This window comes from Phenylobacterium sp. (assembly GCF_035569475.1).
GTDB lineage: Bacteria > Pseudomonadota > Alphaproteobacteria > Caulobacterales > Caulobacteraceae > Phenylobacterium.
Genome location: NZ_DATMNA010000088.1, coordinates 15,668 through 41,916 on the forward strand (window position 1 = coordinate 15,668; position 26,249 = coordinate 41,916).

The 26,249-nt window shown below is 70.1% G+C and carries 23 protein-coding genes; 13 read left to right on the forward strand and 10 right to left on the reverse strand.

The annotated features are described in order from the left end of the window. Positions 1-23: 23 nt before the first annotated feature. Positions 24-1,049 (reverse strand): SMP-30/gluconolactonase/LRE family protein, encoded by a 1,026-nt coding sequence (locus tag VNW53_RS13570; protein WP_325556214.1) that lies wholly within the window; start codon positions 1,047-1,049, stop codon positions 24-26. Between the two features lie 98 nt (positions 1,050-1,147). Between VNW53_RS13570 and VNW53_RS13575 the strand changes: the two genes are divergently transcribed. After that, positions 1,148-1,588, forward strand: coding sequence for a cell wall biosynthesis glycosyltransferase (locus VNW53_RS13575; RefSeq protein ID WP_325556216.1), 441 nt, complete (start codon positions 1,148-1,150; stop codon positions 1,586-1,588). On the opposite strand, the gene VNW53_RS13580 is transcribed toward VNW53_RS13575, so the two are convergent. The 3 genes from VNW53_RS13580 to VNW53_RS13590 form a co-directional block, all read right to left on the reverse strand. Further along, complete coding sequence (locus tag VNW53_RS13580; protein ID WP_325556218.1) at positions 1,523-3,145, reverse strand: lytic transglycosylase domain-containing protein; 1,623 nt, start codon at positions 3,143-3,145, stop codon at positions 1,523-1,525. The genes VNW53_RS13575 and VNW53_RS13580 overlap by 66 nt on opposite strands. A 75-nt stretch (positions 3,146-3,220) precedes the next feature. Beyond that, positions 3,221-4,039, reverse strand: coding sequence for a uracil-DNA glycosylase (locus tag VNW53_RS13585; protein ID WP_325556220.1), 819 nt, complete (start codon positions 4,037-4,039; stop codon positions 3,221-3,223). A 58-nt stretch (positions 4,040-4,097) separates the two neighbouring features. Then, entirely contained in the window at positions 4,098-5,234 is a 1,137-nt protein-coding gene (locus VNW53_RS13590; protein ID WP_325556221.1) for a zinc-binding dehydrogenase, read from the reverse strand. A 123-nt stretch (positions 5,235-5,357) separates the two neighbouring features. On the opposite strand from VNW53_RS13590, the gene VNW53_RS13595 reads away from it, so the two are divergent. Beyond that, positions 5,358-5,975, forward strand: coding sequence for a DUF938 domain-containing protein (locus VNW53_RS13595; protein WP_325556222.1), 618 nt, complete (start codon positions 5,358-5,360; stop codon positions 5,973-5,975). Here VNW53_RS13595 and VNW53_RS13600 read toward each other — a convergent pair. Together VNW53_RS13600 and VNW53_RS13605 are read right to left on the reverse strand one after the other, a co-directional pair. After that, positions 5,972-6,136: a hypothetical protein gene (locus VNW53_RS13600; protein ID WP_325556223.1), complete on the reverse strand. Its 165-nt coding sequence runs from the start codon at positions 6,134-6,136 to the stop codon at positions 5,972-5,974. The genes VNW53_RS13595 and VNW53_RS13600 overlap by 4 nt on opposite strands. A 14-nt stretch (positions 6,137-6,150) precedes the next feature. Next, positions 6,151-6,579: a hypothetical protein gene (locus tag VNW53_RS13605; RefSeq protein ID WP_325556224.1), complete on the reverse strand. Its 429-nt coding sequence runs from the start codon at positions 6,577-6,579 to the stop codon at positions 6,151-6,153. Between the two features lie 112 nt (positions 6,580-6,691). Between VNW53_RS13605 and VNW53_RS13610 the strand changes: the two genes are divergently transcribed. The 4 genes from VNW53_RS13610 (at position 6,692) to VNW53_RS13625 (ending at position 11,799) form a co-directional block, all read left to right on the forward strand. Next, positions 6,692-7,174, forward strand: coding sequence for a VOC family protein (locus VNW53_RS13610; RefSeq protein ID WP_325556225.1), 483 nt, complete (start codon positions 6,692-6,694; stop codon positions 7,172-7,174). A 273-nt stretch (positions 7,175-7,447) separates the two neighbouring features. Then, positions 7,448-9,121, forward strand: a complete 1,674-nt coding sequence (locus tag VNW53_RS13615) for an electron transfer flavoprotein-ubiquinone oxidoreductase (RefSeq protein ID WP_325556227.1) — start codon at positions 7,448-7,450, stop codon at positions 9,119-9,121. A gap of 66 nt (positions 9,122-9,187) precedes the next feature. Further along, positions 9,188-10,909 (forward strand): tetratricopeptide repeat protein, encoded by a 1,722-nt coding sequence (locus tag VNW53_RS13620; protein WP_325556229.1) that lies wholly within the window; start codon positions 9,188-9,190, stop codon positions 10,907-10,909. Positions 10,910-10,911: 2 nt separating this feature from the next. Next, complete coding sequence (locus VNW53_RS13625) at positions 10,912-11,799, forward strand: 4-(cytidine 5'-diphospho)-2-C-methyl-D-erythritol kinase (protein ID WP_325556231.1); 888 nt, start codon at positions 10,912-10,914, stop codon at positions 11,797-11,799. 263 nt (positions 11,800-12,062) lie between these two features. Here VNW53_RS13625 and VNW53_RS13630 read toward each other — a convergent pair whose 3' ends face one another. Both VNW53_RS13630 and VNW53_RS13635 read right to left on the reverse strand, forming a co-directional pair. After that, positions 12,063-13,529 carry an ammonium transporter gene (locus tag VNW53_RS13630; protein ID WP_325556232.1) on the reverse strand — a complete coding sequence of 489 codons (1,467 nt, stop codon included), beginning with the start codon at positions 13,527-13,529 and terminating at the stop codon, positions 12,063-12,065. Positions 13,530-13,559: 30 nt separating this feature from the next. Then, a complete protein-coding gene (locus VNW53_RS13635; protein ID WP_293372711.1) occupies positions 13,560-13,898 on the reverse strand; it encodes a P-II family nitrogen regulator in 339 nt (112 codons plus the stop codon). Positions 13,899-14,266: 368 nt separating this feature from the next. Between VNW53_RS13635 and VNW53_RS13640 the strand changes: the two genes are divergently transcribed. The 7 genes from VNW53_RS13640 to VNW53_RS13670 all read left to right on the forward strand — a co-directional run bounded on the left by VNW53_RS13640 (position 14,267) and on the right by VNW53_RS13670 (position 22,408). Further along, positions 14,267-14,890 carry a fasciclin domain-containing protein gene (locus VNW53_RS13640; protein WP_325556234.1) on the forward strand — a complete coding sequence of 208 codons (624 nt, stop codon included), beginning with the start codon at positions 14,267-14,269 and terminating at the stop codon, positions 14,888-14,890. 56 nt (positions 14,891-14,946) lie between these two features. Continuing rightward, positions 14,947-15,261 carry a hypothetical protein gene (locus tag VNW53_RS13645; RefSeq protein ID WP_325556235.1) on the forward strand — a complete coding sequence of 105 codons (315 nt, stop codon included), beginning with the start codon at positions 14,947-14,949 and terminating at the stop codon, positions 15,259-15,261. Between the two features lie 142 nt (positions 15,262-15,403). Beyond that, positions 15,404-16,285: a glycine--tRNA ligase subunit alpha gene (locus VNW53_RS13650; protein ID WP_325556236.1), complete on the forward strand. Its 882-nt coding sequence runs from the start codon at positions 15,404-15,406 to the stop codon at positions 16,283-16,285. Then, positions 16,285-16,785, forward strand: a complete 501-nt coding sequence (locus VNW53_RS13655) for an endonuclease domain-containing protein (RefSeq protein WP_325556237.1) — start codon at positions 16,285-16,287, stop codon at positions 16,783-16,785. The genes VNW53_RS13650 and VNW53_RS13655 overlap by 1 nt, the downstream gene beginning before the upstream one ends. Positions 16,786-16,787: 2 nt before the next feature. Further along, positions 16,788-18,920, forward strand: a complete 2,133-nt coding sequence (glyS, locus tag VNW53_RS13660; RefSeq protein ID WP_325556238.1) for a glycine--tRNA ligase subunit beta — start codon at positions 16,788-16,790, stop codon at positions 18,918-18,920. A gap of 25 nt (positions 18,921-18,945) precedes the next feature. Beyond that, the gene (ppdK, locus tag VNW53_RS13665) at positions 18,946-21,642 is read left to right on the forward strand and encodes a pyruvate, phosphate dikinase (protein WP_325556239.1); all 2,697 of its coding nucleotides are present in this window, start codon (positions 18,946-18,948) and stop codon (positions 21,640-21,642) included. A 73-nt stretch (positions 21,643-21,715) separates the two neighbouring features. Further along, entirely contained in the window at positions 21,716-22,408 is a 693-nt protein-coding gene (locus VNW53_RS13670) for a DUF899 family protein (protein ID WP_325556240.1), read from the forward strand. Here the strand turns inward: VNW53_RS13670 and VNW53_RS13675 are convergent. Continuing rightward, on the reverse strand, positions 22,396-25,005 hold the full coding sequence (locus tag VNW53_RS13675) for a M1 family metallopeptidase (protein ID WP_325556241.1): 2,610 nt from the start codon (positions 25,003-25,005) through the stop codon (positions 22,396-22,398). The two genes, VNW53_RS13670 and VNW53_RS13675, sit on opposite strands and share 13 nt — an antisense overlap. A gap of 5 nt (positions 25,006-25,010) precedes the next feature. Further along, the coding region (locus VNW53_RS13680) for an N-acyl-D-amino-acid deacylase family protein (RefSeq protein WP_325556242.1) at positions 25,011-26,249 on the reverse strand (1,239 nt) is incomplete at its 5' end.

Consider the following 26,249-nt stretch of genomic DNA (forward strand, 5'->3'; position numbering starts at 1 on the left):
TGGATGGAACAAAACAAGAACAATCATGCGGAATAGGCCGGCTTCAAACCGGGGTAGGGCCAGCGCACTTCGACGATCCGGCTGAGGCCCGAGGAGGTGACCCAGGTGTCGCGCATGTCGCCGCCGCCAAAGGCCAGGTTGGTGGTCATCGGGTCGTCAAACTGGATGAACTCGGTCCCGCCCGCCCTGTCAAAAATGCTGATCCCGCCCGCGATCAGGGTGCAGACGCAGACCTTGCCATCGGCCAGCACCTTCAGGCTGTCGGCCACGGAGCGCTCGCGCAGGTTGGCGTGGGCGGCGTTGGGATAGGAGGTGCTGGGCCCCAATTCGCCCGGGCCCTTGATGTCGAAGGTCCAGAGTTGGCGGCCCTCGCTCACGTGGAGCTGCTTGCCGTCCGGCGACAGGCCGATGCCGTTGGGCGCGTTCATGCCACCCTTGGCCTGCCGGATGCCCCGGCCGTCGGCGCGGGCGTAGTAGATCCCGGCGTCGCCCCTCACCTTGCCGTAGTCGCTGATCCACATGCCGCCGTGGCGGTCGAAGACCAGGTCGTCCGGGGCCACCAGCCGCTTGCCGTCGCAGCTATCGTAGAGGGTGACGGCCTTGCCGGTCTTCACGTCGATGCGCTGGATCGAGCCGCCGGTATGGTCGGGCGGGACCGGGCCCGGATAGTTGAAGGCGCCGCGCCTGTTGAAGCTGAACCGGCCGCCGTCGTTGGCGACGTAGAGCGCCTTGTCCGGGCCGATCGCCAGGCCGTTGGGGCCGCCGTCGAGTTGTGCGACCAGGGTGACGGTCCCATCGGGCTTCAGCCGGCTGACCTGTTTGGCCTCGATCTGCACGAACAGGACCGAGCCGTCCTGCATCACGACCGGCGCCTCGGGGAAATGCAGGCCGCCGGCCACCGTGGTCATGGCAAGAGTCGGTGGCGGAAAGGTGGGCGGCGGCGGGATGGGCCGCGGCGCGGGCGCCGCCGGCGCGGCCGGCTCCTGGGCGAAGGCGAGCCCGGGCAAGGCCAGTAGCGGCGCGGCGGCGAGCAGAGTGCGGCGATCCATCGATTTCCCCCGGGTCTCTTATTTTGCGGCCAGCGTCGGACATCCGACGCCATCTGTCGACGGTTGACCTTCGCCGCCAACGCAGGGCTTGTGGCGCCATGCTGAGCGTGATCGTCGAGACGGCCGACGCCGGAGACCGGTTGCCGGCGCTGCTGGCCGCCCTGACCTCGGCCGCCGTGGAGGGTCTGGTGCGCGAGGTGCTGATCGCCGGCGGCGAGCCGCCCGAGCTGCTGGCGGTGCTGCGCGAGGAAACCGGGGCGGAGCTGGCGGACGACCTGGCGTCGGCGCTGCGGGCGGCGCGGTCGGACCGGCTGCTGGTGGCGCCGGCCAAGATCCGGCTGAAGCCCGGCTGGCTGGCGCTGTTGGCCAAGCACCTGCGCGGCGGGGGCGGCGACGCCTTGCTGATGGGCGAGGGCGGTTTCTTCGGCGAGAAGCCCTACGGCGTGCTGATCGGCCGGAACGCCGCCCTGGCCCTAGCGCATCCCGACCTGAAGCGACTGCGCGGCCAGTTGGGTCGGGGCGCGGTCCGGCTGGCTTAGGTCGGCCCGTTCGTCGATCGCCCGCTGGCCGGAGGCCAGGGCGTCCAGGCTGGGCGAGGCCTGGCCCCACATCTTGCGATAGGTCCAGTAGCCGGCCAGGACCCGCTGCACATAGGTCCGCGTCTCCTGGGCGGGCAGGCATTCCATCAGCAGCAGGCCGTCGGCCTCGGGGCCGAGCATCTGGGCGGTGCGGGTCACCGGCGTGGGGCCCGCGTTGTAGGCGGCCACCGCGCGGATCAGGTCGTGGCCGACGCCCTTGTCCAGGAGCCAGCTAAAATAGTCCTGCCCGACCCGCAGGTTGAAGGCCGGATCCAGCAGCGGCGTCGGATCGCGCTTCAGCTTGTCGTCGCCGGCGGCGATGGCGGCGGAGGCGGGCATGACCTGCATCAGGCCGGTCGCGCCGACCGGGGAGATCGCCTGAGCGTTGAAGCGGCTTTCCTGGCGCACCAGGGCGTAGACCAGGGCCTTGTCCAGGGTGAAGCCGGAGATCGGCTGGAGCTCGGGCGCCGGATAGTCGAGGTCGGCGCTGCGCGGCGGGCTGGGCCGGTCGGCGAGCGAGGTTCCCATGGCCAGCGTCAGGGCCTTCCAGCGTTCCTGGTCGGCGCCGGTGCGCGCCAGGGCCATGCCGGCGCGCAGCTCCTGGATCGCATCCGAGCCGCGGCCGATCTGCGCCAGGGCCGCCGCGCGGTGGGCGCGCGGGTCGGTGGCCACGAAGCGGGCGAGATCGACGCTGGACTGGGCGGAGGCCGGGACCGTGTAGGCGGCCAGCAGCAGCCGGGCCAGCGGGTCGTCGGTCGAGGCGACGCTGGCCTGGTCGGCGAGCTTGAGCTGACGGGCGGCCAGCATGCCGTAGAAGGTCTCGCCGTAGCGTGCGGCGACGCGCAGATGCTGGGCCGCGCCGCTGGCGTCGTTCTGCGCCTGGGCCGAGCGGGCGGCCCAGAAGGCGGCGGCCGATTGCAGCCAGGCGTCGCATTCGCCGTCGCGGGCGAGGTCGGCGAAGCTGGCGCGGGCCTTGTCGTAGTCCTTCAGCCGGTAGGCCGAGAGCCCGGCGATCCAGCGGTCGCCCGAGGCCGTGGCCAGGGTCAGCGCGCGCTTCAGGTCGCCGGCGTAGAAGGCCTCCCGGCCGCGCCGCGCCTTGTCGGACAGTACCGGGTTGGCGATCTGGCGCCCGTCGCCCATGGCCATGGGCCGCGGGCCCGCATCGGCGGTCGGATCGGTCTTGCGCTTGGCCGCCAGGGCGAAGATGCGGTCGGCCACCGGCAGGTCGCGGAACTTGCCGAGCCAGGCGCTCAATTCGTCGAAGGCCGCCACATGGGCGGTCGGGTGCATCAGCTCGTGGAAGCTCAGATAGCCCTCGAGGGAACGATCCTTGACCGCCGCGCTTTGCATCTGGGCGTCGATGAAGTCGCCGCGCTCGGTCGCGTCGAAGGCGGCCGCATAGGCGCGGGCGTCGTCGCTCGACAGCGCCGTCGGCGATTCAGCCGCGGCCGCGCCGGCGATGGAGGCGGAGCAGGCAAGGCTAAGAGCCCCGGCCCGCAGGCGCTTCTTCAGCGTCATGCCGTCTCTTCCGCGCTTGCCCGTTGTCGCCTGGGCGGTGCGCAGTCCTCTTCTCGAAGTCCCCGGCGCTAAGGGTTATTCGGGACGGTCCGGACGATCAAGCCTTTCCGTCAGCGTCATAAGGTCCACCCAGGCGCGTTTCTTGGCCGCCGGCTGGCGCAGCAGGAAGGCCGGATGCAGGGTCGGGAGCGCCGGTAGCTCGATCGCGCCGTCCGCCGAACGCCATTCGTGCCAACGCCCGCGCATGGACAGGATCCCCTCGTCCTTCTTCAACATGGCCTTGGCCGAGGCCCCGCCGACCAGCAGCAGCATCTTCGGTTTCACCAGGGCGATGGCGCGCTCGACGAAGGGGGCGCAGACCGCCTGCTCGGCGGGCGTGGGCGTGCGATTGCCGGGCGGCCGCCAGAAGACGGTGTTGGTGATCATCACCCGCCCGGTCAGGCCGGCGGCGGCGAGCATCTTGTCGAGAAGCTGGCCGGCGCGGCCGACGAAAGGCTGGCCCTGGCGGTCCTCGTCCTGTCCCGGCCCTTCGCCGATGACCATCAGCGGGGCGGCCGGATCGCCGCGCCAGACCACGGCCTGGGTTGCGCCGCCCTCGAACTTCAGCGGGCACCCGTCGAAGCCGGCGATGGCCGCCGCGAGCGCCTCCAGGCTGTCGGCCCCTGCGGCCAGCGCCTCGGCCTGCGCGACCGCGGCGGAGACGTCCGGCTGGGCTGGGCGAGCCGGCGAGGCCGCCGGCGCGGCGACCGGGGCCTTCCGCGCCGCGGGCTGCGGCGGCGCGATCCGGCCGGCGGCGATGCGGTCGACCGGCTCGTCCAGCAGCATGCCGTCCACGCCCGCGTCCGCCCAGAAGGCCAGCAGGGATTCGGCGATGGGGTCGGCCGCGGCGCTCACACCCCCAGTCTTGGCGGCCCGGCGTGGATTTGTCCAAGCCTTGCGGCGCCGCGGTCGGCTAGAGGCCCTTGTTGGGATTGATCAGGTATTTCTCGCCGGTGGTCTTCCGGTTGTAGGCGGCGACCACCTTGGGATCGAGGGCCTCGGCCAGGCCGATCTCAGCGGTGTAGTGGCTGGCGAAGGTGGTCTTCAGTTCGTCGGCGACCCGCTGGCGCAGCTTCTGGGCCTCGGCCGGCGGGGTCTTCGTCAGGAAATAGGTGAGCAGCCAGCCGCCGATGCCCCAGGCCATGCCGAAGCTGCGGACCAGCTCGGTCGGGCCGGTGTCGAGGCCGCCGTAGATGTAGACCTGCTTGTGCGTCGACGAGCCGTAGCGGCTGTAGACCGTGGCCTTGCGGTTGATCGCCGTCTCCATGCAGCCAAGGATCTGGCCGGCGAGCTTGCCGCCGCCGATGGCGTCGAAGGCGAGCGTCGCGCCGGTGTCGGCCAGGGCGTCGGTGAGTTCGGCCAGGAAGTCGGGCGAGGTCGAGTCGACCACATGGGTCGCGCCGATGTCGGTGAGGATGTGGGCCTGGGCGCGGCTGCGCACGATGTTGACCAGCGGCACGCCGTCCTTAAGGCAGATCTTGTTCAGCATCTGGCCGAGGTTGGAGGCGGCGGCGGTATGGACGAGCCCGGTGTGTCCCTCGCGCTTCATGGTCTCGACCATACCGAGCGCGGTCAGCGGATTGACGAAGCAGGAGGCGCCGTCGGCCGCGGTCGCGCCGGCGGGCAGGGGCAGGACGTCGGCGGCCTTCAGCGCACGGTACTGGGCGTACATGGCCCCGCCGATGCCGGCCACGGTCCTGCCGAGCAGGGCCTGGGCGGCGGGGTCGGAGCCGGCGGCCACCACCACGCCCGCGCCTTCGTTGCCGACCGGCATGGATTGGTCCACCCGGCCCGCCATGGCGCGCATCAGCGCTTGCGGCACGGTGGCGGTGAGCGTCGGGCCGGCGCCGGCCCTGGCCGTGGAGAGGTCGGCCGCGCCCAGCAGCAGGCCGAGGTCCGACGGATTGAGCGGCGAGGCCTCGACGCGAACCAGCACCTCGTCCGGCGCGGGATCGGGAACGTCCACCTTGGCCAGCGAGAGCTCCAACTGCCCGTCGCTTTTGATCAGCGAGCGCAGTTGCAGGCCGGAGCCCGGGTTGTCGTAGGCCATGGTCGTGTCCCCGCCATCGTTGAAGCGGCCGCACAAGACCGCTTTGCGAAGGCGGGGGCAATACAGAAGCCGTGATCGCGCGATTAGCAGCGCTGGCCGGCGTTCCGGTCTAGGCTGCCGGCCATGAACGACATCGTCCCCGACGGCGCGCGGACCTCGCCCGCCACGGCGCGCAACCGCCAGCCGATCCTGGAGGTTCTGCGGCCTCGGTTGCCCGCGGGGGCCCGCGTGCTTGAGGTGGCGAGCGGGGCCGGGGAACACGCCGTGTTCCTGGCGTCGGCCCTGCCGGGCGTGAGCTGGCGGCCCACCGATCGCGATGCCGAGGCCCTGGCCAGCATCGCAGCCTGGCGCGAGGCCGCAGGCCTGGCGAACCTCGCGGCCCCGATCCGCCTGGACGCCGCGGACCCGGTGTCTTGGCCGGCCGGCCCGATCGAGGCGGTGGTCTGCATCAACATGGTCCACATCTCGCCCTGGGCGGCGACGCAGGGCCTGATGGCCGGCGCCGCGCAGGTGCTGGCGCCGGGGGGCCGGCTGTTCCTCTACGGCCCCTATCTGGAGGCCGGGGTCCAGACGGCGTCCAGTAACCTGGCCTTCGACGCCAGCCTGAAGAGCCGCGATCCGGCCTGGGGCCTGCGCGACCTGGCCGACGTCAAGGCGCTGGCGGCGGCGAACGGCCTGAGGTTCGGCGAGCGCATCGCCATGCCGGCCAACAACCTGATCGTGGTGTTCGAGAAAGCCTAGGGCTTCAGGTCGGGGCGCGAGGCCAGGAAGGCGGCCTTTTCCGCCGGGGTCAGAACCTTGGCCTTCTTCTGGCGCGAGACCTTGGGCGTCGGCGGGGCGTAGACGCCGGTCGGCGGCGAACCGCCCTTGAGGTCGGAGAGGCGCTTGGGCGGCGGCTTCATGCGGTTCGAGCGTCCTAGCGTTTGCGGAAGCGTTTGGCCTCGGCCGCGAGCGACGCGCCCCAGGGGTCGGGCCGGTCGTCGTCCGGCAGGAAGGGCAGGGAGCCCGCCACGCCGCGGATGGCGAGCCAGAGCTGCTGGTTGAAATGGCCCAGCACGCGGAGCGGCCGGCGCTTGTCGTCCGTGACGTCCCACCCCTCGGCCTCGAAGGCCGCGACCTGGGCCGGGATCGGCAGGCGCTCGGGTCGGTCCCAGCCGGCCGGGCGCGGCCAGTCCTGCGCCTGGTCGGCGGTCAGGCCGAGGGTCTTGACCGAGCATTCGTCGATCTCGGGATGTTCGGCGCGGGCCTCCGGCTCGGCGAAGTCGCGCCTCAGGATCGCGCGGTACTCCAGGTCGGAGACGCCCGGCAGGTCGATCAGGCGGCGCAGCGCGGGCGGGCGGTCCATGGGGCTGGACTATCCCGGTTTGCGGGTCCTGGGTTGGAAAAAGCGCCGGCCGCTGTCGGAACGGCGCCTTGCGCGACGTCCTTTGGACGCAAGAATGCTCGAGGAGGACCATATGCCCAAGATCCACCCGTTCCTGTGGTTCGACACCCAGGCCGAGGCGGCGGCGGAATTCTACGTCTCGGTGTTCCCCAATTCGAAGATCCTGAACGTGGTCCGGAACCCCGGCGCGGCGCCCGGGCCGGCGGGTGGGGTGCTGACCGTCGATTTCGAGATCGATGGCCAGCGGGTCACGGCGCTCAACGGCGGGCCGGTCTACAGCCTTTCGCCCGCGTTCTCGTTCGTCATCGACTGCAAGGACCAGGCGGAGGTGGACCACTACTGGGACAAGCTGCTCGAAGGCGGCCTTGCGAACCAATGCGGTTGGCTCAGCGACCGCTTCGGCCTCTCCTGGCAGGTGGTCCCGAAGCAGCTCTTCGAGACCATCGGCGGCCCTGACGCGGCCGGCCGCGAGCGGGCGATGAACGCCATGATGCAGATGGTCAAACTCGACGTCGCCAAACTGGAGGCGGCCTACGCCGGCCGCGACGCCGCCTAGTGGAAGAACGTGAGGTCGACGGCCTTGCCCATCGCCCGGTAGCCGGCGTCGTTGGCGTGCGGCCAGGCGCCGGACGGCCAGGCCGCGGAGAAGGTCGCCGCGCGGTCGCCGGCCGCCGGGACCGCGCCGTCCGCCCCGTCGAAGCGGTCGACGCGAGCGCGAAGAGCAGGGCCGGCATACGCATCGGCGTTTCCCCCTTTGGCGGTTCATGCTTGACCGCCGCTAGGTGACCTTCCGATAAGTCCCTCGGCGGATCAACGGAGCACCCGGGGCATGAGCGAAGCTGTCGAACGCGAGGCGATGGAATATGACGTCGTCATCGTGGGCGCGGGGCCGTCGGGCCTGTCGGCCGCGATCCGGCTGAAGCAACTGGCGGCGGCGGCCGGCGGCGAGATCACCGTCGCGGTGCTCGAAAAGGGCTCCGAGGTCGGGGCGCACATCCTGTCCGGCGCGGTGATCGACCCCAAGGGAATCAACGAGCTGTTCCCGGACTGGAAGGCGATGGGCGCGCCCCTGGAGACGCCGGTCAACGACGACCGTTGGCTGCTGTTGGGGCCGCAGGGCTCGCTGCAGCTCCCGACCTTCGCCATGCCGCCTCTGGTCCACAATCACGGGACCTACATCGCCTCGCTGGGCAATGTCTGTCGCTGGCTGGCCCAGCAGGCCGAGACCCTGGGCGTCGAAATCTATCCAGGAATGGCCGCCTCCGAGGCGGTGTTCGATGAGACGGGCGCGCTGAAGGGCGTGGTCGCCGGCGTGTTCGGCGTCCAGAAGGACGGCAGCCACGGGCCCGACTATCAGCCGGGCATCGAACTGCACGGCAAATACGTCTTCATCGGCGAGGGGGTCCGCGGCTCGCTCTCCAAACAGCTGCGCGCCAAGTTCAGCCTGGGCGAAGGGGCCGATCCCGAGAAATACGGCATCGGGCTGAAAGAGCTGTGGCAGGTGCCGGACGAGGTTTTCCGCCCGGGCCTGGTGCAGCACGCCGCGGGTTGGCCGCTGGACGACAAGACCGGCGGCGGCGGCTTCCTCTACCACTTCGGCGACCACTACGTCGCGGTCGGCTATGTGGTGCACCTGAACTACAAGAATCCCTGGCTTTCGCCGTTCGACGAATTCCAGCGCTACAAGACCCACCCCGACATCGCCAAGCACCTCCAGGGCGGCAAGCGCATCTCCTATGGCGCGCGGGCCATCTCCGAGGGCGGCGTGCAGTCGGTGCCGCGCCTCTATTTCCCCGGTGGCGTGCTGCTGGGTGACAGCGCAGGCTTCGTGAACGTGCCGCGCATCAAGGGCAGCCACAACGCCATGAAGAGCGGGATGATGGCCGCCGAGGCGGCCTACGCCGCCATACAGGCGGGCCGCCAGCGCGACGATCTCGTGGAATACGAGGAGGCCTACCAGAGGTCCTGGGTGCGCAAGGAGCTGAACCTCGTCCGCAACGCCAAGCCGATCCTGTCGAAGTTTGGCACCGGCCTGGGCGGCGTGCTCAGCATGATCGACATGTGGTGCACCAGCCTGCTGGGCGGTTTCTCGATCTTCGGGACCATGCACCACGAGAAGAGCGACGCCGACTCCACAGGCCTGGCCAAGGACTACAAGCCCATCGTCTATCCGAAGCCGGACGGGGTCTTCTCCTTCGACAAGCTCTCCAGCGTCTTCCTGTCGAACACCAACCACGACGAGAACCAGCCGGCGCACCTGAAGCTCAGCGACCCGGCGGTTCCGATCGCGATCAACCTGCCGAAATATGGCGAGCCGGCGCGGCTCTACTGCCCGGCGGGGGTCTATGAGGTGCTGTACGACGACAAGGGCGAGAACCCGAAGTTCCAGATCAATTTCCAGAACTGCGTCCACTGCAAGACCTGCGACATCAAGGATCCGTCGCAGAACATCAACTGGACGACGCCCCAGGGCGGCGACGGCCCGAACTATCCGAACATGTGACCATGCGTTCGGTTTGCGACAGCACGGCGCCTTGCCGCAGCCATCCTTAGGGTCGATGGTTTCCCCATGCGCCTAGCCCAGTTGCTCACCGCCGCCGCTCCCCTGGTCCTCATGGCCGCCTGCGCCACCGCGCCCGGCGGACCCAGGTCGGCGGCGGCCGCCGCCTCGCCCGCCGCCGCGGCCGAGCAGGTCGCCTCCGCCTCCTCTTACGGCAAGTTCCTGGCCGGCGAGCAGGCGCTGAACAACGGCCGCTCGGCCGAGGCCGCGAAGTTCTTCGACCAGGCGCGGCTGGAGAGCGGCGACAGCATGATCGCCGAGCGGGCCTTCACCGCCGCCCTGCTGGCCGGCGACATCCAGAAGGCCTCCACCCTGGCCCCCGGCGGCGACCAGGCCAGCGAGGCCTCCAAGCGGCTCGGAAAGCTGGTGGTGGGCGTCGAGGCGCTGGCCGATGGCAAGGGCAAGGAAGCGGTCGCCCTGCTCAACGATCCCGGCATCGGCTTCCCGCACAAGCCGGCAGCGGTCCTGCTGACGCCCTGGGCGGCGGCGCAGGCCGGCGACACCGAAGGCTCGGTCGCGCGGCCGCAGGTGCGCGGCGACCGGCTGGTGGACTATTTCGGCCAGCTCGCCCAGGGCGCGCTGTTCGAGCGCGCCAAGCGCTATGATGAGGCGGAGACCGACTTCAAGGCGGCGGTCTCGGTGGAACAGCCGACGGAGATGGCGGTCCTGGCCTATGGCGGGTTCCTGGAGCGGCGCGGCCGCCGGGTCGACGCCCTGGCGCTCTACGGCGACCACCTGGCCCGCGAGCCGGACTCGATCGCGGTGAAGGCCGCCCAGGCCCGCGCCTCGGCGGGCAAGGCCGTGCCGCCCATGCCGACGATCCGCGAAGGTGCGGCCCAGGCCCTGCTGGCGCCGGCGGCCACCATGATCGCCGCCAAGCAGACCCAGTTGGCGCTCATCTACCTGCGGCTGGTGCTGCGGCTCGATCCGGCCCGCGACGAGGCCTGGGTGATGGTCGGCGACCTGATGCAGGGCTCCGGCGACACGGAGTCCGCGCGGGCGGCCTACGGGCATCCCAAGCCGGGCTCGATGGAGTATTCGACCGCCCAGGCCAAGCTCGCCTGGACGTACCAGGGCGCCGACGACAAGGTGACGGCGCTGAAGCTGGCTCGCGCGGCCGCAGCCTCCGGCGACACCGACGCGCGGGTGACCCTGGCCGACCTGCTGCGCTCCGACGAGCAATATGCCGAAGCCGCCAAGGTGCTGGACGGGCTGATCGCCCAGACCAAGACGCCGGACTGGCGGCTGCTCTATTCGCGCGGCGTGACCAACGAGCGGCTGAACCGCTGGCCGGAGGCGCAGGCCGACCTGCAGGCGGCGCTCACGGCGCGGCCGGACGAGCCGGAGCTCCTGAACTATCTCGGCTATTCCTGGATCGACCGCGGCGAGCACCTGAAGGAGGCGCTGGCCATGGTCCAGAAGGCCGTCGCCGCCGATCCGCGCTCCGGCGCCATGGTCGACAGCCTGGGCTGGGCCTACTACCGCATGGGCGACTACAAGCAGGCGACGGAGAAGCTGGAGCAGGCGGTCGAGCTCGACGCCGGCGATCCGGAGATCAACAACCACCTGGGCGACGCCTACTGGAAGGTGGGCCGCCGCGACGAGGCGCAGTTCCAGTGGCGGCGCGTGCTGACCCTGAAGCCGGACGACAAGATCAAGGCCAGCGCCGAAGCCAAACTCGCCTCGGGCCTGGGCCCTGACGGGCCGGCCCCCAAGCTCGCCGACAAGTAGCCATGGCCCGCGTGGCGTTCGCGCCGGCCAAGGTGAACCTGTACCTGCACGTCGGCGCGCCGGCCGATGGCTACCATCCGATCTGCAGCCTGATGGCCTTCGCAGACGTCGGCGACGCGGTGTCGACCTTCGACGCCGAGGCCCTGACGCTGGCGGTCGGCGGCCCCTTCGCGCGCGACCTGGGCGCGGACGGCGACAACCTGGTGCTGCGGGCCGCCAAGGCGCTGATCGCCGAGGGCAGGCGGCCGTTGCCGCCGGTCGGCATCAGCCTGGACAAGCGTCTGCCGGTGGCCTCGGGCCTGGGCGGTGGCTCCAGCGACGCGGGCGCGACGCTGCGCCTGTTGCGGGAGACCTTCGGCCTTGCGGTGGACAATGCGCGGCTGGAGGCGCTGGCCGCCGCGCTCGGCTCGGACGGCGCGGCCTGCCTGTGGGGCGCGCCGGCGATCGCGCAGGGCAGGGGAGAGCGGCTCAGCGCCGCCCCCGGCCTGCCGGCCCTGGACGCCGTGCTGGTCAACCCGCGGGTGCCGGTCTCCACCGCCGAGGTCTACCGGCGCTACGACGCGTCGGGCCGCTTCGGCGACGTCACGCCGCCGGCCGCGCCGGACGCCTTCGAGGACGCCACGGAACTGGCCGCCTGGCTGGCCGGCCTGCGCAACGACCTGGAGGCTCCGGCGATCGCCACGGCGCCCGCGGTCGGGGCCGTGCTCGAAACCCTGGCGAACGAGCCCGAGGCCCTGCTGGCCCGGGTGTCCGGGTCGGGCGGGACCTGCTTCGCGCTTTGCGCCAGCGACATCGAGGCCGAGAGCCTGGCGGAGCGCCTGGAGGCGATGTCGCCCTCCTGGTGGGTCCAGCGCTGCCGCCTCGGCGGGCCGTGGCCGGATCCGGCATAGTGTCTGTCCACGAACCACACGAACGGGTCTGGGTCTGAAAGCCCCGTGCAGCGGGCGCCTTCCAAATAGAACCACGGATCACACGGATGGGCGCCGGCGCTATCCGTGGAAATCCGTGCGATCCGTGCTTGAAGATGACTGAGCCTCCGCTGCCGCGGAGTCTCAGGAACCAGCGCGTTCGTGTGGTTCGTGGATTCCCCTGAACGAAAACGGGGGCCCCGAAGGACCCCCGTTCCGTACTCCCAGTCTCCTCGGGCCGTGCGTCAGCCGTGCACGATCTCGCCGTGGAGGTTGATGTCGAGACCCTCGACCTCGACCTCTTCGGAGACCCGCAGGCCGATCGTGTACTTGATCACCAGCAGGATCACGAAGGTCACGGCCCCGCAGTAGAGGAAGGTCGCGCCGACGTCGTAGAACTGCAGCACCATCTGGTGGCCGTTGCCCTCCAGCAGGCCGCCCTTCGGCGCGCCCGTGGGGTTGATCAGCTTGCTGGCGAAAACGCCGGTCAGCAGGGCGCCCAGGGCCCCGCCGACGCCGTGCACGCCCCAGCAGTCCAGGGCGTCGTCGTAGCCGATCATCTTCTTCACGTGGACCGCGGAGATGTAGCAGACCACCCCGGCCGCGAGGCCGATGATCAGCGCACCCATCGGGTTGACGAAGCCGGAGGCGGGCGTGATCGCCACCAGGCCCGCCACCGCGCCCGAGACCATGCCCAGGACCGACGGCTTCTTGGAGATGATCCACTCGGCGAACATCCAGGCGAGCGCCGCGGCGGCCGTGGCGATCTGGGTCGCGGCGGCGGCCATGCCGGCGTTGACGTTGGAGGTCACCGCGGAGCCGGCGTTGAAACCGAACCAGCCGACCCACAGGAGCGAGGCGCCGATCACGCTGTAGGCCAGGTTGTGCGGCGCCATGTTCTCGACGCCCAGGCCCTTGCGCTTGCCGAGCATCAGGGCCGCCACGAGGCCCGCGGTGCCGGCGTTCAGGTGCACCACGGTGCCGCCGGCGTAGTCCAGCGCGCCCATGGTCCCCAGCCAGCCGCCGCCCCACACCCAGTGGGCGATCGGGCAGTAGACGAACAGCAGCCAGGCGCCCATGAAGGTCAGGAAGGCGGAGAACTTCATGCGGTCGGCCAGGGCCCCGGCGATCAGCGCCGGAGTGATGATCGCGAAGGTCATCTGGAAGAACATGTAGACGGACTCGGGGATCGTCGGCGCCAGGGTGCTGGTCGCGTTGAGCCCCATCGGGCCGAGCAGCAGGTACTTCACCCCGCCGATGAAGGCGTTGTTCTTGCCCCCGTCGGTGAAGGCGACCGAGTAGCCGATGATCATCCAAAGGACGGTGATCAGCGCCGTGGCGGCGAAGCTCTGGGCGAGCGTCGCCAGGATGTTCTTCTTGCGCACCATGCCGGCGTAGAAGAGCGCCAGACCCGGGATGGTCATCATCAGGACCAACACCGAGGAGGTGAGCATCCAGGCCGTGTCGCCGGTGTCGATCTTCGGCGGGGCCGGGGTTGCGGCGGGCGCGGCGGCGGCCGGAGCCGCTGCGGCGGCGGCAGGCGCCGCGGCCGTGGCGTCAGGCGCCGGAGTTGCGGCCGGGGCCGCCGCGGCGGGCGCCGGAGCGGCCGGGGCGGCGGCGGTCTGTGCAATCGCGGAGCCCGCGAGCGGACCCCCGATCACGGCGGCGGCGAGCGCGAGCCCCGCCAGCCTTTTCAATCCGATAAGCTTCATGGCTGTCATGTCCCCTTGAATTTTTGACCGCTAGAGCGCCGCGGCGCCGGTCTCGCCGGTCCGGATGCGCACGGCGTCCTCGACATTGAGGACGAAGATCTTGCCGTCGCCGATCTTGCCGGTGGCGGCGGCGGCCTTGACCGCCTCGACCGCCTTGCCGACGGCGGCGTCGTCGACCACCGCCTCGAGCTTCACCTTGGGCAGGAAATTCACCTGGTATTCCGCACCCCGGTAAATCTCGGTCTGCCCTTTCTGCCGGCCGTAGCCTTTGACTTCCGAAACCGTCAGGCCTTCGACGCCGGCGCCCACGAGCGCTTCGCGCACGTCGTCCAGCTTGAAGGGTTTGACGATCGCCATGATCAGTTTCATCCGCTCGCTCCCGCGCGGTCCTTGAGGCTGGACCGGCCGTCTGTGTTGACTTTGGCGCCGCCGCGAATTGTCCCCATCCCCGTCTCGCGCCGGTGGTCAGACGCTATCGGCGCGAGGCGCGGCCGCGGCCCGATGGGACGGGCAAGCTGAGCAAGAAGGCGGCCGCCGCCCGGTTTCTGAGCGGCCCTGGCGGCGGGCGCCCGAAATTTGGGCGATTGAGCCGTCCAGCGGGTTTGTTCTAGGCTGCGAACCTCACGTTCACGAACCCGTGACCTGGAAATCTAGGCTCCGCCGCACGTAGGACACGGCGACCCCTCATGGTACGTGCGCGTTTCCCAAGGGCTTTTCGAAATCAAACCGAGGACCTGATGCCGATCTATCGTTTGCTGACCGCGGCCGCGGCCGTTTCCCTGATCGCCGGCGCCGCCATGGCGCAGGCTCCGGCGCCCGCCGCGCCTCCGGCCGCCGCGACGGCCAAGCTGGTCCCGGCCGGCGACCTCAGCTCGACGCTGCGGGCCTCGCCCAATTTCACGGTCTTCGTGAAGGCGCTCGACGCGACCAACCTGTCGAGCCTCTTGAAGTCGAGCCCGGGCCTGACGGTGTTCGCTCCGACCGACGCGGCTTTCCCACAGTCCAGGCTCGACAGCCTGATGGCCGACAAGCCGGGCCTGCAGAAGTTCCTGCTGCACTACATCATCAACGCCAAGATCGACTCCTCGAAGATCAAGGGCGCACACGGCGGCCTGCCGTCCGGCGCGGGCGACAAGATCGTCGTCGACGGCACCGCCACGGACGGGACGCTGAAGGCGGACAACGCCACCATCATCCAGGCCGACGTGATGGCGTCGAACGGGGTCATCCACGTGGTGGACGCCCTGATGGTCGCGGGCTCCGTGCCGGAGGCCCTGCCCGAGCCGCCGCCGGAGGCTGCGCCCGCCGCCGCGCCGGATCCGACGCCTGCGGCCAAGCCGGCCACGAAGAAGAAGAAATGAACCTTCACCGGCGTGGGGGCTTTTAGGTGCTGACGAAGGCAACCGGAGACCACGCCATGAAGATCGCCACCCTGATCACCGCCGTCGCCGCGACCGCCCTCATCGGCGGCGCGGCGTACGCGCAGCAGACCACGACCACCACGACGACGACGGCCTCCGCGCCGCCGGTCAGCGCCACCACCTCCACCGACGCCGCCTCCACCGGCGCCGCCGTATCGACCTCGGTGACGACCACCGATCCGGCCACCGGCGCCTCGGTGACCAACACCCTGACCACCAACGGCCCGGTCCCGGACACCGCGGCCAACCGCGCCAAGTACGGCCAGCCGATGTCGCACGCCGGCAAGCGCACCGCACCCAAGGGCAACTGAGGCCCAGGCGTCTGAATTCCGCGCCCCCTTTCGGGGCCGGTGCGGGTTGAAGCCAAGGTCGGCGGGCCCTATGGTCCGCCGACTTTTTTTTGCGCCTGCGAACAAGCCCCGACAGCCCCAGTCCCCCGACAGTTCTGCTCCCATGCCCGACAAGCCGCTTTCGTTTCAGGATCTGATCCTGAAGCTGCACGAATATTGGGGCGCGCAAGGCTGCGTGATCCTGCAGGCCTATGACGTCGAGGTGGGGGCAGGGACCCTGAACCCGGCCACGGTGCTGCGCGCCCTGGGGCCCAAGCCCTGGAAGGTCGCCTATGTGCAGCCCTCGCGCCGCCCGGCCGACGGCCGCTATGGCGAGAACCCCAACCGGCTGCGCCAGCACCACCAGTACCAGGTGATCCTGAAGCCCAATCCTGCCAACCTGCAGGAACTCTACCTGGGCTCGCTGGAGGCGATCGGCATCGACCCCAGGGTCCACGACATCCGCTTCGTCGAGGACGACTGGGAGAACCCCACCGTGGGCGCCTGGGGCCTCGGCTGGGAGGTGTGGTGCGACGGGATGGAGATCACCCAGTACACCTACTTCCAGCAGGTGGGCGGGCTCGACGTCTTCCCGGCGGCGGGCGAGCTGACCATCGGCCTGGAGCGGCTCAGCCTCTATCTGCAGAACGTCGATAGCGTCTACGACCTGCGCTACAACGACGAGTTCACCTATGGCGAGGTGTTCCTGGCCAATGAGCAGCAGTTCTCGGCCTTCGAGCTCGAAGTCGCCGACGTCGAGGTCTTCAAGCGCCAGTTCGAGGACATGGAGCGGCAGGTGCCGCGCATCCTGGGCGCGCGCGGCCGCCAGGGCGAGCAACTGGTGCTGCCGGCCTACGACCACGTGCTGAAGGCCAGTCACCTGTTCAACATCATGGACGCCCGCGGCGCGATCGCCGTGGCCGAACGCCAGAGCTACATCGGCCGAATCCGCGACCTCTGTAAGATGTGCGCCGAGGTCTATGTGGCCCAGCAGGGCGGCGCGTGATGTTCGAACGCGCCGGACAGTCGCGGGCGACGACCGCTCGCGCGCGTGGTTTGAAGCACCGCATGACCTCGACGGAGCAGAAGCTCTGGCTGGAGCTGCGGAAGCTGGACGTGAATTTCCGGCGGCAGGCTCCGATTGGTCGCTACTTCGCAGATTTTGCCTGCCATGCTCAGCGGCTTGTCATCGAGATTGATGGTGGCGTGCATGAGCGGCTGGCCGACGTCCAGCTGAGGGATGTCGAACGCCAGCGTTGGCTCGAAGGCGAGGGTTACCGTGTGGTGCGCTTCACGGATCGCCAAGTGCGCGGCGACGTATATGGCCGCGCCGAAGCCGTGAAAGCCCTCCTCCTCCTCGATGGAGGAGGGTTGGGTGGTGGTGCGCGCAGAGAGTTGGGTGTGGAAACTCAGGTCGGCGCCGGCGCCCTGCAGAGCGTTTCCTTCACCTCAGCAGCCACACCACCATCCCCGACCCTTCCTCCATCGAGGAGGAAGGGAGCGTAACCATGCCTCAACTTCTCCTCGAACTTTTTAGCGAAGAAATCCCCGCGCGCATGCAGGCCGGCGCTGCGCGCGACCTGGAGCGCCTGGCGCGGGAGAAGCTGGCGGCCGAGGGGCTGTTGCCGGAGGCGCTGAAGACCTTCGCGGGGCCGCGGCGGCTGACCCTGGTGGCCGAGGGGCTGGCGGCGTCGCAGCCCGACCGCCACGAGGAGCGCAAAGGCCCCCGCGTGGGCGCGCCGGACCAGGCGATCGACGGCTTCCTGCGCTCCACCGGCCTTACCCGCGACCAGCTCACCGAGCGCGACGGCGTCTATTTCGCCCACCTGCACAAGGCCGGGCGCCCGACGGCTGAGATCATCGCCGAGATGGTCGACGGCATCGTCCGCGGCTTTCCCTGGCCCAAGTCGATGGTCTCCGGGACCTCGAAGCTGCGCTGGGTGCGGCCGCTGCAGCGCATTCTGTGCGTGTTCGACGGCCAGGTCGTGCCGTTCGAGATCGACGGCCATGTGGCGGGCGACCTGACCGAGGGCCACCGGTTCATGGGCTCGGGCCAGGCCTTCCACGTCCGCGACTTCGACGCCTACGCCGACGGCCTGGCGCGGAACTTCGTCGTGCTTGACCCGGAGGAGCGCAAGGAGCGCATCCTGGACGCCGCGCGCACCCTCTGTTTCGCGCGCAATTTCGAGCTGGTCGAGGACGAGGGCCTGCTGGACGAGGTCTCAGGGCTCGCCGAATGGCCGACGCCCGTGATGGGCGACATGGACCCGGCGTTCCTGGACCTGCCGCCGGAGGTGATCCGCACCTCGATGCGCGTGCACCAGCGGTTCTTCGCGGTGCGCGATCCTATGACCGGATTCCTGGTCCCGCACTTCATCACGGTCGCGAATATCGAGGCCACGGACGGCGGCAAGCTGATCGCCAGCGGCAATGCGCGGGTGCTGTCGGCGCGGCTGTCGGACGCCCGGTTCTTCTGGAACGAGGACCTGAGGGTCCGCCTGGAGGACCGCCTCGAAAAGCTGAAGGGCGTCACCTTCCACGCCAAGCTCGGGACCATGTACGAGCGGATCGAGCGGATCGTGGCCCTGGCCGGCGAGCTGGCCCCGTTCGTCCGCGACGACGAAGCCACCAAGGCCCTGGCTCAGCAGGCTGCTCTGCTCTGCAAGGCCGACCTGACCAGCGGCATGGTGGGCGAGTTCCCCGAACTTCAGGGGATCATGGGCGGCTACTACGCCGAGAAGCAGGGCCTGGAGCCGGAGATCGTCGATGCGATCCGCTGGCACTACAAGCCGCAGGGCCCGAACGACGACGTGCCGGTGCAGGCCGTGGCCGCCACGGTCGCGCTCGCCGACAAGCTCGACACCCTGGTCAGCTTCTTCGCCATCGACGAAAAGCCCACCGGCAGCCGAGACCCCTACGCGCTGCGCCGCGCGGCGCTCGGCGTGATCCGCATCCTGCTGGGGACGCGGGCACGGCTTGGCCTGCGCCAGGCGATTCACGTTGTCTACGAACAGGTCCGTCTTCAGAATCTACAATCTGGCCGAGCTCTGGGCGAAATTGGCCAAGGTGATCCGACCAAAGAGCCCATCGGCCCTCAAATCCAGCTTCAGATGCTAGAGCCGGTCCAGAGGGATTTATCTCAATTCCTCGCTGACCGCCTGAAGGTCCTCCTGCGCGAGCAGGGTGAGCGGCATGACCTGGTGGACGCGGTCTTCGCGCTCGGCGACGACGATATTGTCCGGATCGTCTCCAAGGTGAACGCGCTCTCCGGCTTCCTCGGGACCGAGGACGGCAAGAACCTGCTGGCCGGCTACAAACGCGCGGTGAACATCCTCAAGGCCGAGGAGAAGAAGGGGCCGTTGCCCAGCGGCGAGCCCAACGCCTCGGCGCCGGGCGAGGAGGGCGCCTTGACCAACGCCGTCGGCCACATGCAGGTCGAGGTCGGCAAGGCGCTGGACAAGGAAGACTACGCCGCCGCCATGGGCGAGCTCGCCAAGCTGCGCGAGCCGGTGGACGCCTTCTTTGACAAGGTCTTAGTGAACTCCGATGTAGCTGCGGAACGGGAAAACCGGCTGCGGCTTCTGGTGAAGGTGCGTGACGCGATGGGCCGCGTGGCGGACTTCAGCCAGATCACCGGGTAGCCAGAGTAGACGACGAGGGACTGCAATGCCGGCCGAGACGATGACCAAGACGCGCTGGGTCTACGCCTTTGGCGGTGGGCGCGCGGATGGCGACGCCTCGATGAAGAACCTCCTGGGCGGCAAGGGCGCGAACCTGGCCGAGATGTCGTCGCTCGGCCTGCCGGTTCCCCCGGGCTTCACCATCACCACCGAGGCCTGCGTCCACTACTACGCCAACGACAGGCGTTATCCCGCCGAGCTGGAAGCCCAGGTGGCCACGGCGCTGAAGATCGTCGAGCAACAGACCGGCAAGGCCTTCGGCGACCCGGCCAACCCGCTGCTGGTCTCGGTGCGATCCGGCGCGCGCGCGTCCATGCCCGGCATGATGGACACGGTGCTGAACCTGGGCCTCAACGACCAGACGGTCGAGGGCCTGGCCAAGCTCGCCGGCGACCGCCGCTTCGCCTTCGACAGCTACCGCCGCTTCATCCAGATGTACTCGAACGTGGTCCTCGACCTGGATCACCACATGTTCGAGGAAATCCTTGATGAGCATAAGGAAAGGCTCGACGTCACCATCGACACCGCGCTCTCCGCCGACGATTGGGAGGCGGTGGTCCGCGATTACAAGAAGGCCGTCGAGGGCGAGCTCGGCGAGGCCTTTCCGCAGGACCCGCAGGCCCAGCTCTGGGGCGCGGTCAGCGCCGTCTTCGCGAGCTGGATGAACGACCGGGCGAAGTTCTACCGCCGGATGCACGACATCCCGGAAAGCTGGGGCACGGCGGTCAATGTCCAGTCCATGGTGTTCGGCAACATGGGCGAGACCTCGGCCACGGGCGTCGCCTTCACCCGCAACCCCTCCACCGGCGAGAACCGGCTCTACGGCGAATATCTGATCAACGCCCAGGGCGAGGACGTGGTGGCCGGTATCCGTACGCCCCAGGCCCTGACCAAGATCGCCCGCGAGGAAATGGGCGAGAAGAACCCCTCCATGGAGGAGGCGCTGCCCGAGGTCTTCGTGCAGTTCAAGGCGGTCGTCGAGAAGCTCGAGACCCACTACCGCGACATGCAGGACATCGAGTTCACGGTCGAAAAGGGCCGGCTCTACATGCTGCAGACGCGCAACGGCAAGCGCACCGCCAAGGCCGCGCTGAAGGTGGCCGTGGACCTGGCGTCCGAAGGCCTGATCACCCGGGAAGAGGCGGTGATGCGGGTCGAGCCCGCCAGCCTCGATCAACTGCTGCACCCCACCATCGACCCCTCGTCCAACCGCGAGGTGATCGCCACCGGCCTGCCGGCCTCGCCGGGCGCCGCCACCGGCAAGATCGTCTTCACCGCCGCCGAGGCCGAGTTGCAGGGCGGCTCGGTGGGCGCGGTCATCCTGGTGCGCGAGGAGACGTCGCCGGAGGACATCCGCGGCATGGACGCCGCGCGCGGCATCGTCACCGCGCGGGGCGGCATGACCAGCCACGCCGCCGTGGTGGCCCGCGGCATGGGCCGGCCTTGCGTCTCCGGCGCGGGCGAGATCCAGATCGACGCGAAGTCCGGCGAACTGCGCACGCGCGGGCGGGTGTTCCGCGCCGGCGACATCATCACCATCGACGGCTCGACCGGCGAGGTGCTGTCGGGCGTGGTCAAGATGATCGAGCCGGAACTTTCCGGCGACTTCGCCACCCTGATGAGCTGGGCCGACGGCGTGCGGCGCCTGAAGGTCCGCGCCAACGCCGAGACCGCCGTCGACGCCCGGACCGCGCGCCAGTTCGGGGCCGAGGGCATCGGCCTGTGCCGCACCGAGCACATGTTCTTCGACCCCGCGCGGATCGCCGCCGTGCGCGAGATGATCCTCGCCGACGACGAGGCGGGCCGCCGCGCCGCGCTCGCCAAGATCCTGCCCATGCAGCGCGACGATTTCGTCGAGCTGTTCGGGATCATGGAGGGCCTGCCGGTCACCATCCGCCTGCTGGACCCGCCGCTGCACGAATTCCTTCCGCATACGGAGGAGGACGTGGCCGCCGTCGCCGAGGCCACGGGCTTCGACGCCGCAAAGCTGATGCGCCGCGCCCAGGAGCTGCACGAGGTGAACCCCATGCTGGGTCACCGCGGTTGCCGCCTCGGCGTCTCCTATCCCGAAATCTACGAGATGCAGGTCCGCGCCATCATCGAGGCCGCCTGCGAGGTGGCCGCCGCGGGCCGTCCGGCTCCCATCCCGGAGATCATGCATCCCCTGGTGGCCAAGGGCGAGGAGATGAAGTTCCTCCGTGAGCTGACGGACCGCACGGCCAGGGCGGTGATCGCCGAGAAAGGCCGCGAGATCGAGTACCTGGTCGGCACCATGGTGGAGCTGCCGCGCGCGGCGATCCGCGCCGGCGACCTGGCCGCGCACGCCGAGTTCTTCTCCTTCGGCACCAACGACCTGACCCAGACCACCTTCGGCATCAGCCGCGACGACTCAGGCCGGTTCCTCAACGCCTATATCGACAAGGGGATCTTCGAGAAGGATCCCTTCGTCAGTCTCGACCAGGAGGGCGTCGGCGACCTGATCCGCATCGCCGCCGAGCGCGGCCGGGCGGTGAAGCCCAACATCAAGCTCGGCATCTGCGGCGAGCACGGCGGCGACCCGGCCTCTATCCAGTTCTGCGAAAGCGTCGGCCTGGACTACGTCTCTTGCTCGGCCTACCGCGTGCCCATCGCCCGGCTGGCCGCCGCCCAGGCCGCCATCGGCGAGCGCGAAAAGGACCGCTGACCCTCGCGGGCGACGGAGGCCGGAGCGAGGACTATAGTCACCGCCCTCAGCCGCTGATCGCCGGAGGATGGCCATGTCTGAAGTCGCCGAACGCACGCTCCACGACAGGCGCTTCCCGAACGAGAGCGCCGAGTACCGCGCCGCACGCGAGCGGCTGCTGGAGGCCGAGATCGACCTGCGGCGCCAAACCGAGGCGGTCGCCGCCCAGCGCCGCGCCCTGCCGCCCGGCGGGGCGATCCCGCAGGACTATGTGTTCGAGGCTGCCGAGGGGCCGGTGAAGCTCTCCGAGCTGTTTGGCGACAAGGACACCTTGCTGCTCTACGGCTTCATGCTCGGGCCGAACATGGACCACGCCTGCCCGTCCTGCACCGCCTTCATCGACGCCCTGGACGGCGAGATGCGCCACATCCGCCAGCAGGTGGCGATCGCGGCGGTCGCCCGCTCGCCGCTGGCGCGGTTCCAGGCCCATGCCGCCAGCCGCGGCTGGCGCGACACCCGGCTGCTGTCCTCGGCCGCCAACAGCTTCCATCGCGACTATCACGCCGAGACGCCGGAAGGGTCGCAGCGGCCGATGATGAACGTCTTCGCGCGCCGGGATGGACAAATCCGCCACGCCTGGGGCAGCGAACTCGCCTACGCTCCGGCCGATCCCGGCCAGGATCCGCGCCACATCGATGCGATCTGGCCGCTCTGGGCCGCGCTCGACCTCACTCCGCAGGGCCGCGGCGATTTCCGGCCGAAGCTCACCTACGACTACCGCCCGTGATTGTTGATCCAGGCGTCGACCTGCGGCAGGCGGCGGGCCTGGATGTCGGCGTTGTTGCGGATGCGGGCCAGGGCCACCTGCACCTGGCCCTGGGCGTCGGGTGGGATGTTCTTAGCGGCGAAGGCGCGTAGCTCGTCGGCCAGCCTCGGGTCGTTCGAGCCCTCGGCGATGCGCGGCACGAAGGTCGATCGGCCGAGCGTGTCCAGGGTGCGGGTGATCGCCGGCAGATTGGCGATGGTGAAGCGCCAGGCCAGTTGCGGATGCAGCGCGGAGACCTCACGCACCAGGGTCGGCGCCAGGTTGGAGGGGGCCTCGTCGGTGATCGAGAGCGCCAGCACCTGGTCGGCCAGGGCCTCGTCCTCCACGGCCGCGAGGTCCACGTACAGGTCGTTGCGCTCCAGCGGGTCGCGCGCCGCGCGCGCCAGGGCGCGGATCGCCTGGAAGGTCGGCGGGTCTGCCGCCCGGGCCGCGCCCACCAGCACCCAGCGCCGTTCGTCGGCCGAGAGCTTGCCCAGGTCGTCCCGTGCGGCCGCGAAACGCCGCCGGGCTTCGGCCGCCACCTTGGGATCGCCGAGCTGGCTCAGCGCCAGCAGCAGGGTCTCGCGCAGCAGGGCGTCGGCCGCCGGCTCCCCCACGCGGGCGTCGAAGCTCAGGCGGGTGAGCGCCGGCGCGAGCACCCCGGAGGCCCAGGCGCGGTAGGCCGCGCGGCTGGGGCCCGCGGCGTAGTAGCCGTCCAGCCCCGCCAGGGTGCGCGCCTGGCCGCGCCAGACCACCGGGTCGGCGTCGGCAGGCAGGGCGGTGGTGAGGCGCAGGTAGTTGTCGACCGGCGCCTGGCCAGCCATGCCCAGGGCGAGGCCATCCTGCAGCAGGCCGAGCTGGTCGGCGGGGCCCATATGACCGAACGCCTCGGCCAGGCGCGCGAAGGCCGGCCCGTCGTAGATCACCCGGTAGTAGCCGAGCTGGCCGGCGTTCACGATGTCGCCCATCGACCCCGCCTGCGGCGAGGTGCGCGAGAGGAACCGGTCCTTCACCGGCCCGCCGCTCGCCGACTGCAGCCGCACCGGCGCGCGCCAGGACAGGACGCGTGCGTCCATGGCCGCCAGGTCCAGGCGGCTGGCGGCGATATTGACGCCCTGGACCACCACGTCGTCGGTGAGCCGGGTCTCGGTGAGGACGATCCCCGCGGAGCTGGAGGCTACGTGCACCAGGGGCACGCCGGGCTGGGCCGTGAAGTCCCGGGCCACCGCCGACACCGGCTTGCCGGCCGCCGCGTCGATGGCGCGCCACAGGTCGTCGCTGGTGGCGTTGCCGTAGGCGTGCTCGGCCAGATAGGCCCGCACGCCGGCCCGCCAGGCGTCGGGGCCGGCGTAGGCCTCGAGCATCCGGATCACCGCCTCGCCCTTCTTGTAGGTGATGGCGTCGAAGGCCTGCTCGGCCTGGGCGACGGTGGCCACCCGCTGGACGATGGGATGGGTTCCGGTCCGCGAGTCCAGCAGCATCGCCTCGTCCTTGTCGGTCTGCGCCGACAGGAGGGAGCGCCATTCCGGATGGAAATGGTCGGTGGCCTTGGCGGCCATCCAGGAGGCGAAGCCCTCGTTGAGCCACAGGTCGTCCCACCAGGCCATGGTCACCAGGTCGCCGGACCACAGGTGGGCCATCTCGTGCGCGATGGTCCGGTAGATCCCCTCGCGGTCGCCCGCGCTGGAGAACCGGGGGTCGAAGACGACGTTGGTCTGGCTGAAGAGGATGGCGCCCCAGTTCTCCATGGAGCCTGAGACGTCGCCCGGCGCGGCCACCAGGTCGAGCTTGGGCAGGGGGTACTTCTGGCCGAAGTAGTCGTTGAAGAAGGGCAGGAGCTGGGCGGCGGTGTCGAGGGCGTAGGCGGCCTGGGCGGCCTGGCCCTTGCGCACCACGACGCTGACCGTGACGCCGTCCACCTCGCGGCTGACCCGCTCCATGTCGCCGACCCCGAAGAACAGCAGGTAGCTGCTCATCTTGGGCGTGGGCTTGAACGTCACCTTCTTCAGGCCGGCCCCCAGGGGCTCGCTGGCCGCCTCCGGCATGTTGGAGACCGCCATCTGGCCCTGCGGGACGACGGCGCTGAGGGTGAACACCGCCTTCTTGGACGGCTCGTCGAAGACCGGCATGAAGCGGCGCGCGTCGGCCGGCTCGAACTGGGTGGTCAGCATCCGGCCGCCCGCATAGTCCACGTGGAAGAAGCCGGTCGCGCTGCCGACGATCTTGCCGGAATAGTCGAGGGTCAGTTGATGGCGGCCCGGCCTCAGCGCATGGCCGGCAGAGAAGGCGGCGGTCTGGTTTTTGGGATCGATGGCGGCCGCGGCGGGCGCGCCGTCGATCTGTGCCTTGTCGATATCGAGGTTCAGCGCGTTCAGCACCACGCGGTCCGTGCCGCGGCTGACGTCGATCTCGATGGTCTCGTGGCCGGCGAAGGTCAGCGCCTTGGCGTCCGGGGTGACCGTCAGGTCGTAGGCGATCGGCTCGACGCCCACCGGCAACTGGGTCGGGACCGGGGTCGCCGCGAGGGCGGCCGCCGGCGCGGCGGCAAGGGCGGCGAGGAGCGCGATCGGGCCGCGCACGGCGCCTACCAGCTCCAGGCCTGGGCCGAGGCGCGGCAGCCGCCGTCCTTCCAGCCCTTCCAGCCGCGCCCGCGCACCACGCGTCCGGCCGGGGCGCCCGTGGCCTCGCTGTCCTTCAGCACCTGGGCGCCGTTCACCCAGACGTCGGTGACGCCGGTGGCGTACTGCTGCGGCTTCACGAAGGTGGCGTGGTCGGTGACGGCGGCCGGATCGAAGATCACCACGTCGGCGAAATAGCCGGTCTTCAGCATCCCCCGGTCGTGCAGGCCCAGGTTATGGGCCGGCAGGGCGGCGAGCCGACGCACCGCCTCGGGCAGGGTCAGGAGCTTCTCGTCGCGGGCGTACTTGCCCAGCACGCGCACGAAGTTGCCGTAGGCGCGCGGGTGGGTCGAGGACAGCAGGAAGACGCCCTCCGGCGCCTGGGCCGAGGCATCGGAGCCGAAGCTGACCCAGGGCAGCTTCATCTGCCTGGCGACATTGGCCTCGCTCATCGAGGAATAGACCACCTGGACGCGGGAGCCGTCGGCGATGATCAGGTCGATGATGGTGTCCTCAGGGCTCGTCCCGCGCGCCCTGGCGACTTCCGCCAGGGTCTTGCCGGTGAGCGGCTTCAGCGCCGGGTTCTTGAAGCCCACCAGCAGCGTGCCCTCCGCGCCGCCGGCCTGGCGGAAGGAGTTCTCCCAGTCCTTCGGATGCTCCTCGCGCATCTCGGCGATCACCTTGGCCCGGGTGGCGGGGTCCTTGAGCCGGGCGATCCAGGCTTCCACGCCGCCCGCCTGCACCCAGGTGGGCATGGCCGCGTCGAAGCCGGTGGAGGAGGCGGCATAGGTGTACATGTCGGCGGTGATGCGCTGGCCGCGCGCGCGGGCGGCCTCGATCCTGCCGATGAAATCGTCCTCCTTGGCCCAGTTGTCCTTGCCGGCGGTCTTCATGTGGAAGACCTCGGCCGGCGCGCCCGAGCGGCGGGAGATCTCGATCAGCTCGTCGGTGGCCTCGAAGATATGGTCGCCCTCCGAGCGCATGTGGCTGATGTAGATGCCGCCGCAGCGGCCGGCCTCGGTGACGAGGGCGGCCAGTTCGTCGGTCTTGGCGAAGGTCCCGGGGGCGTAGATCAGGGCGGAGCCCACACCCATGGCGCCGTCTTCCATGGCCCGGTCGACGATCCCGCGCATCTGCTCGAGCTGGGCCGGCGTGGGCTGGACATTGTCCTCGCCCAGCACGTTCACCCGCACGGTGGCCGCGCC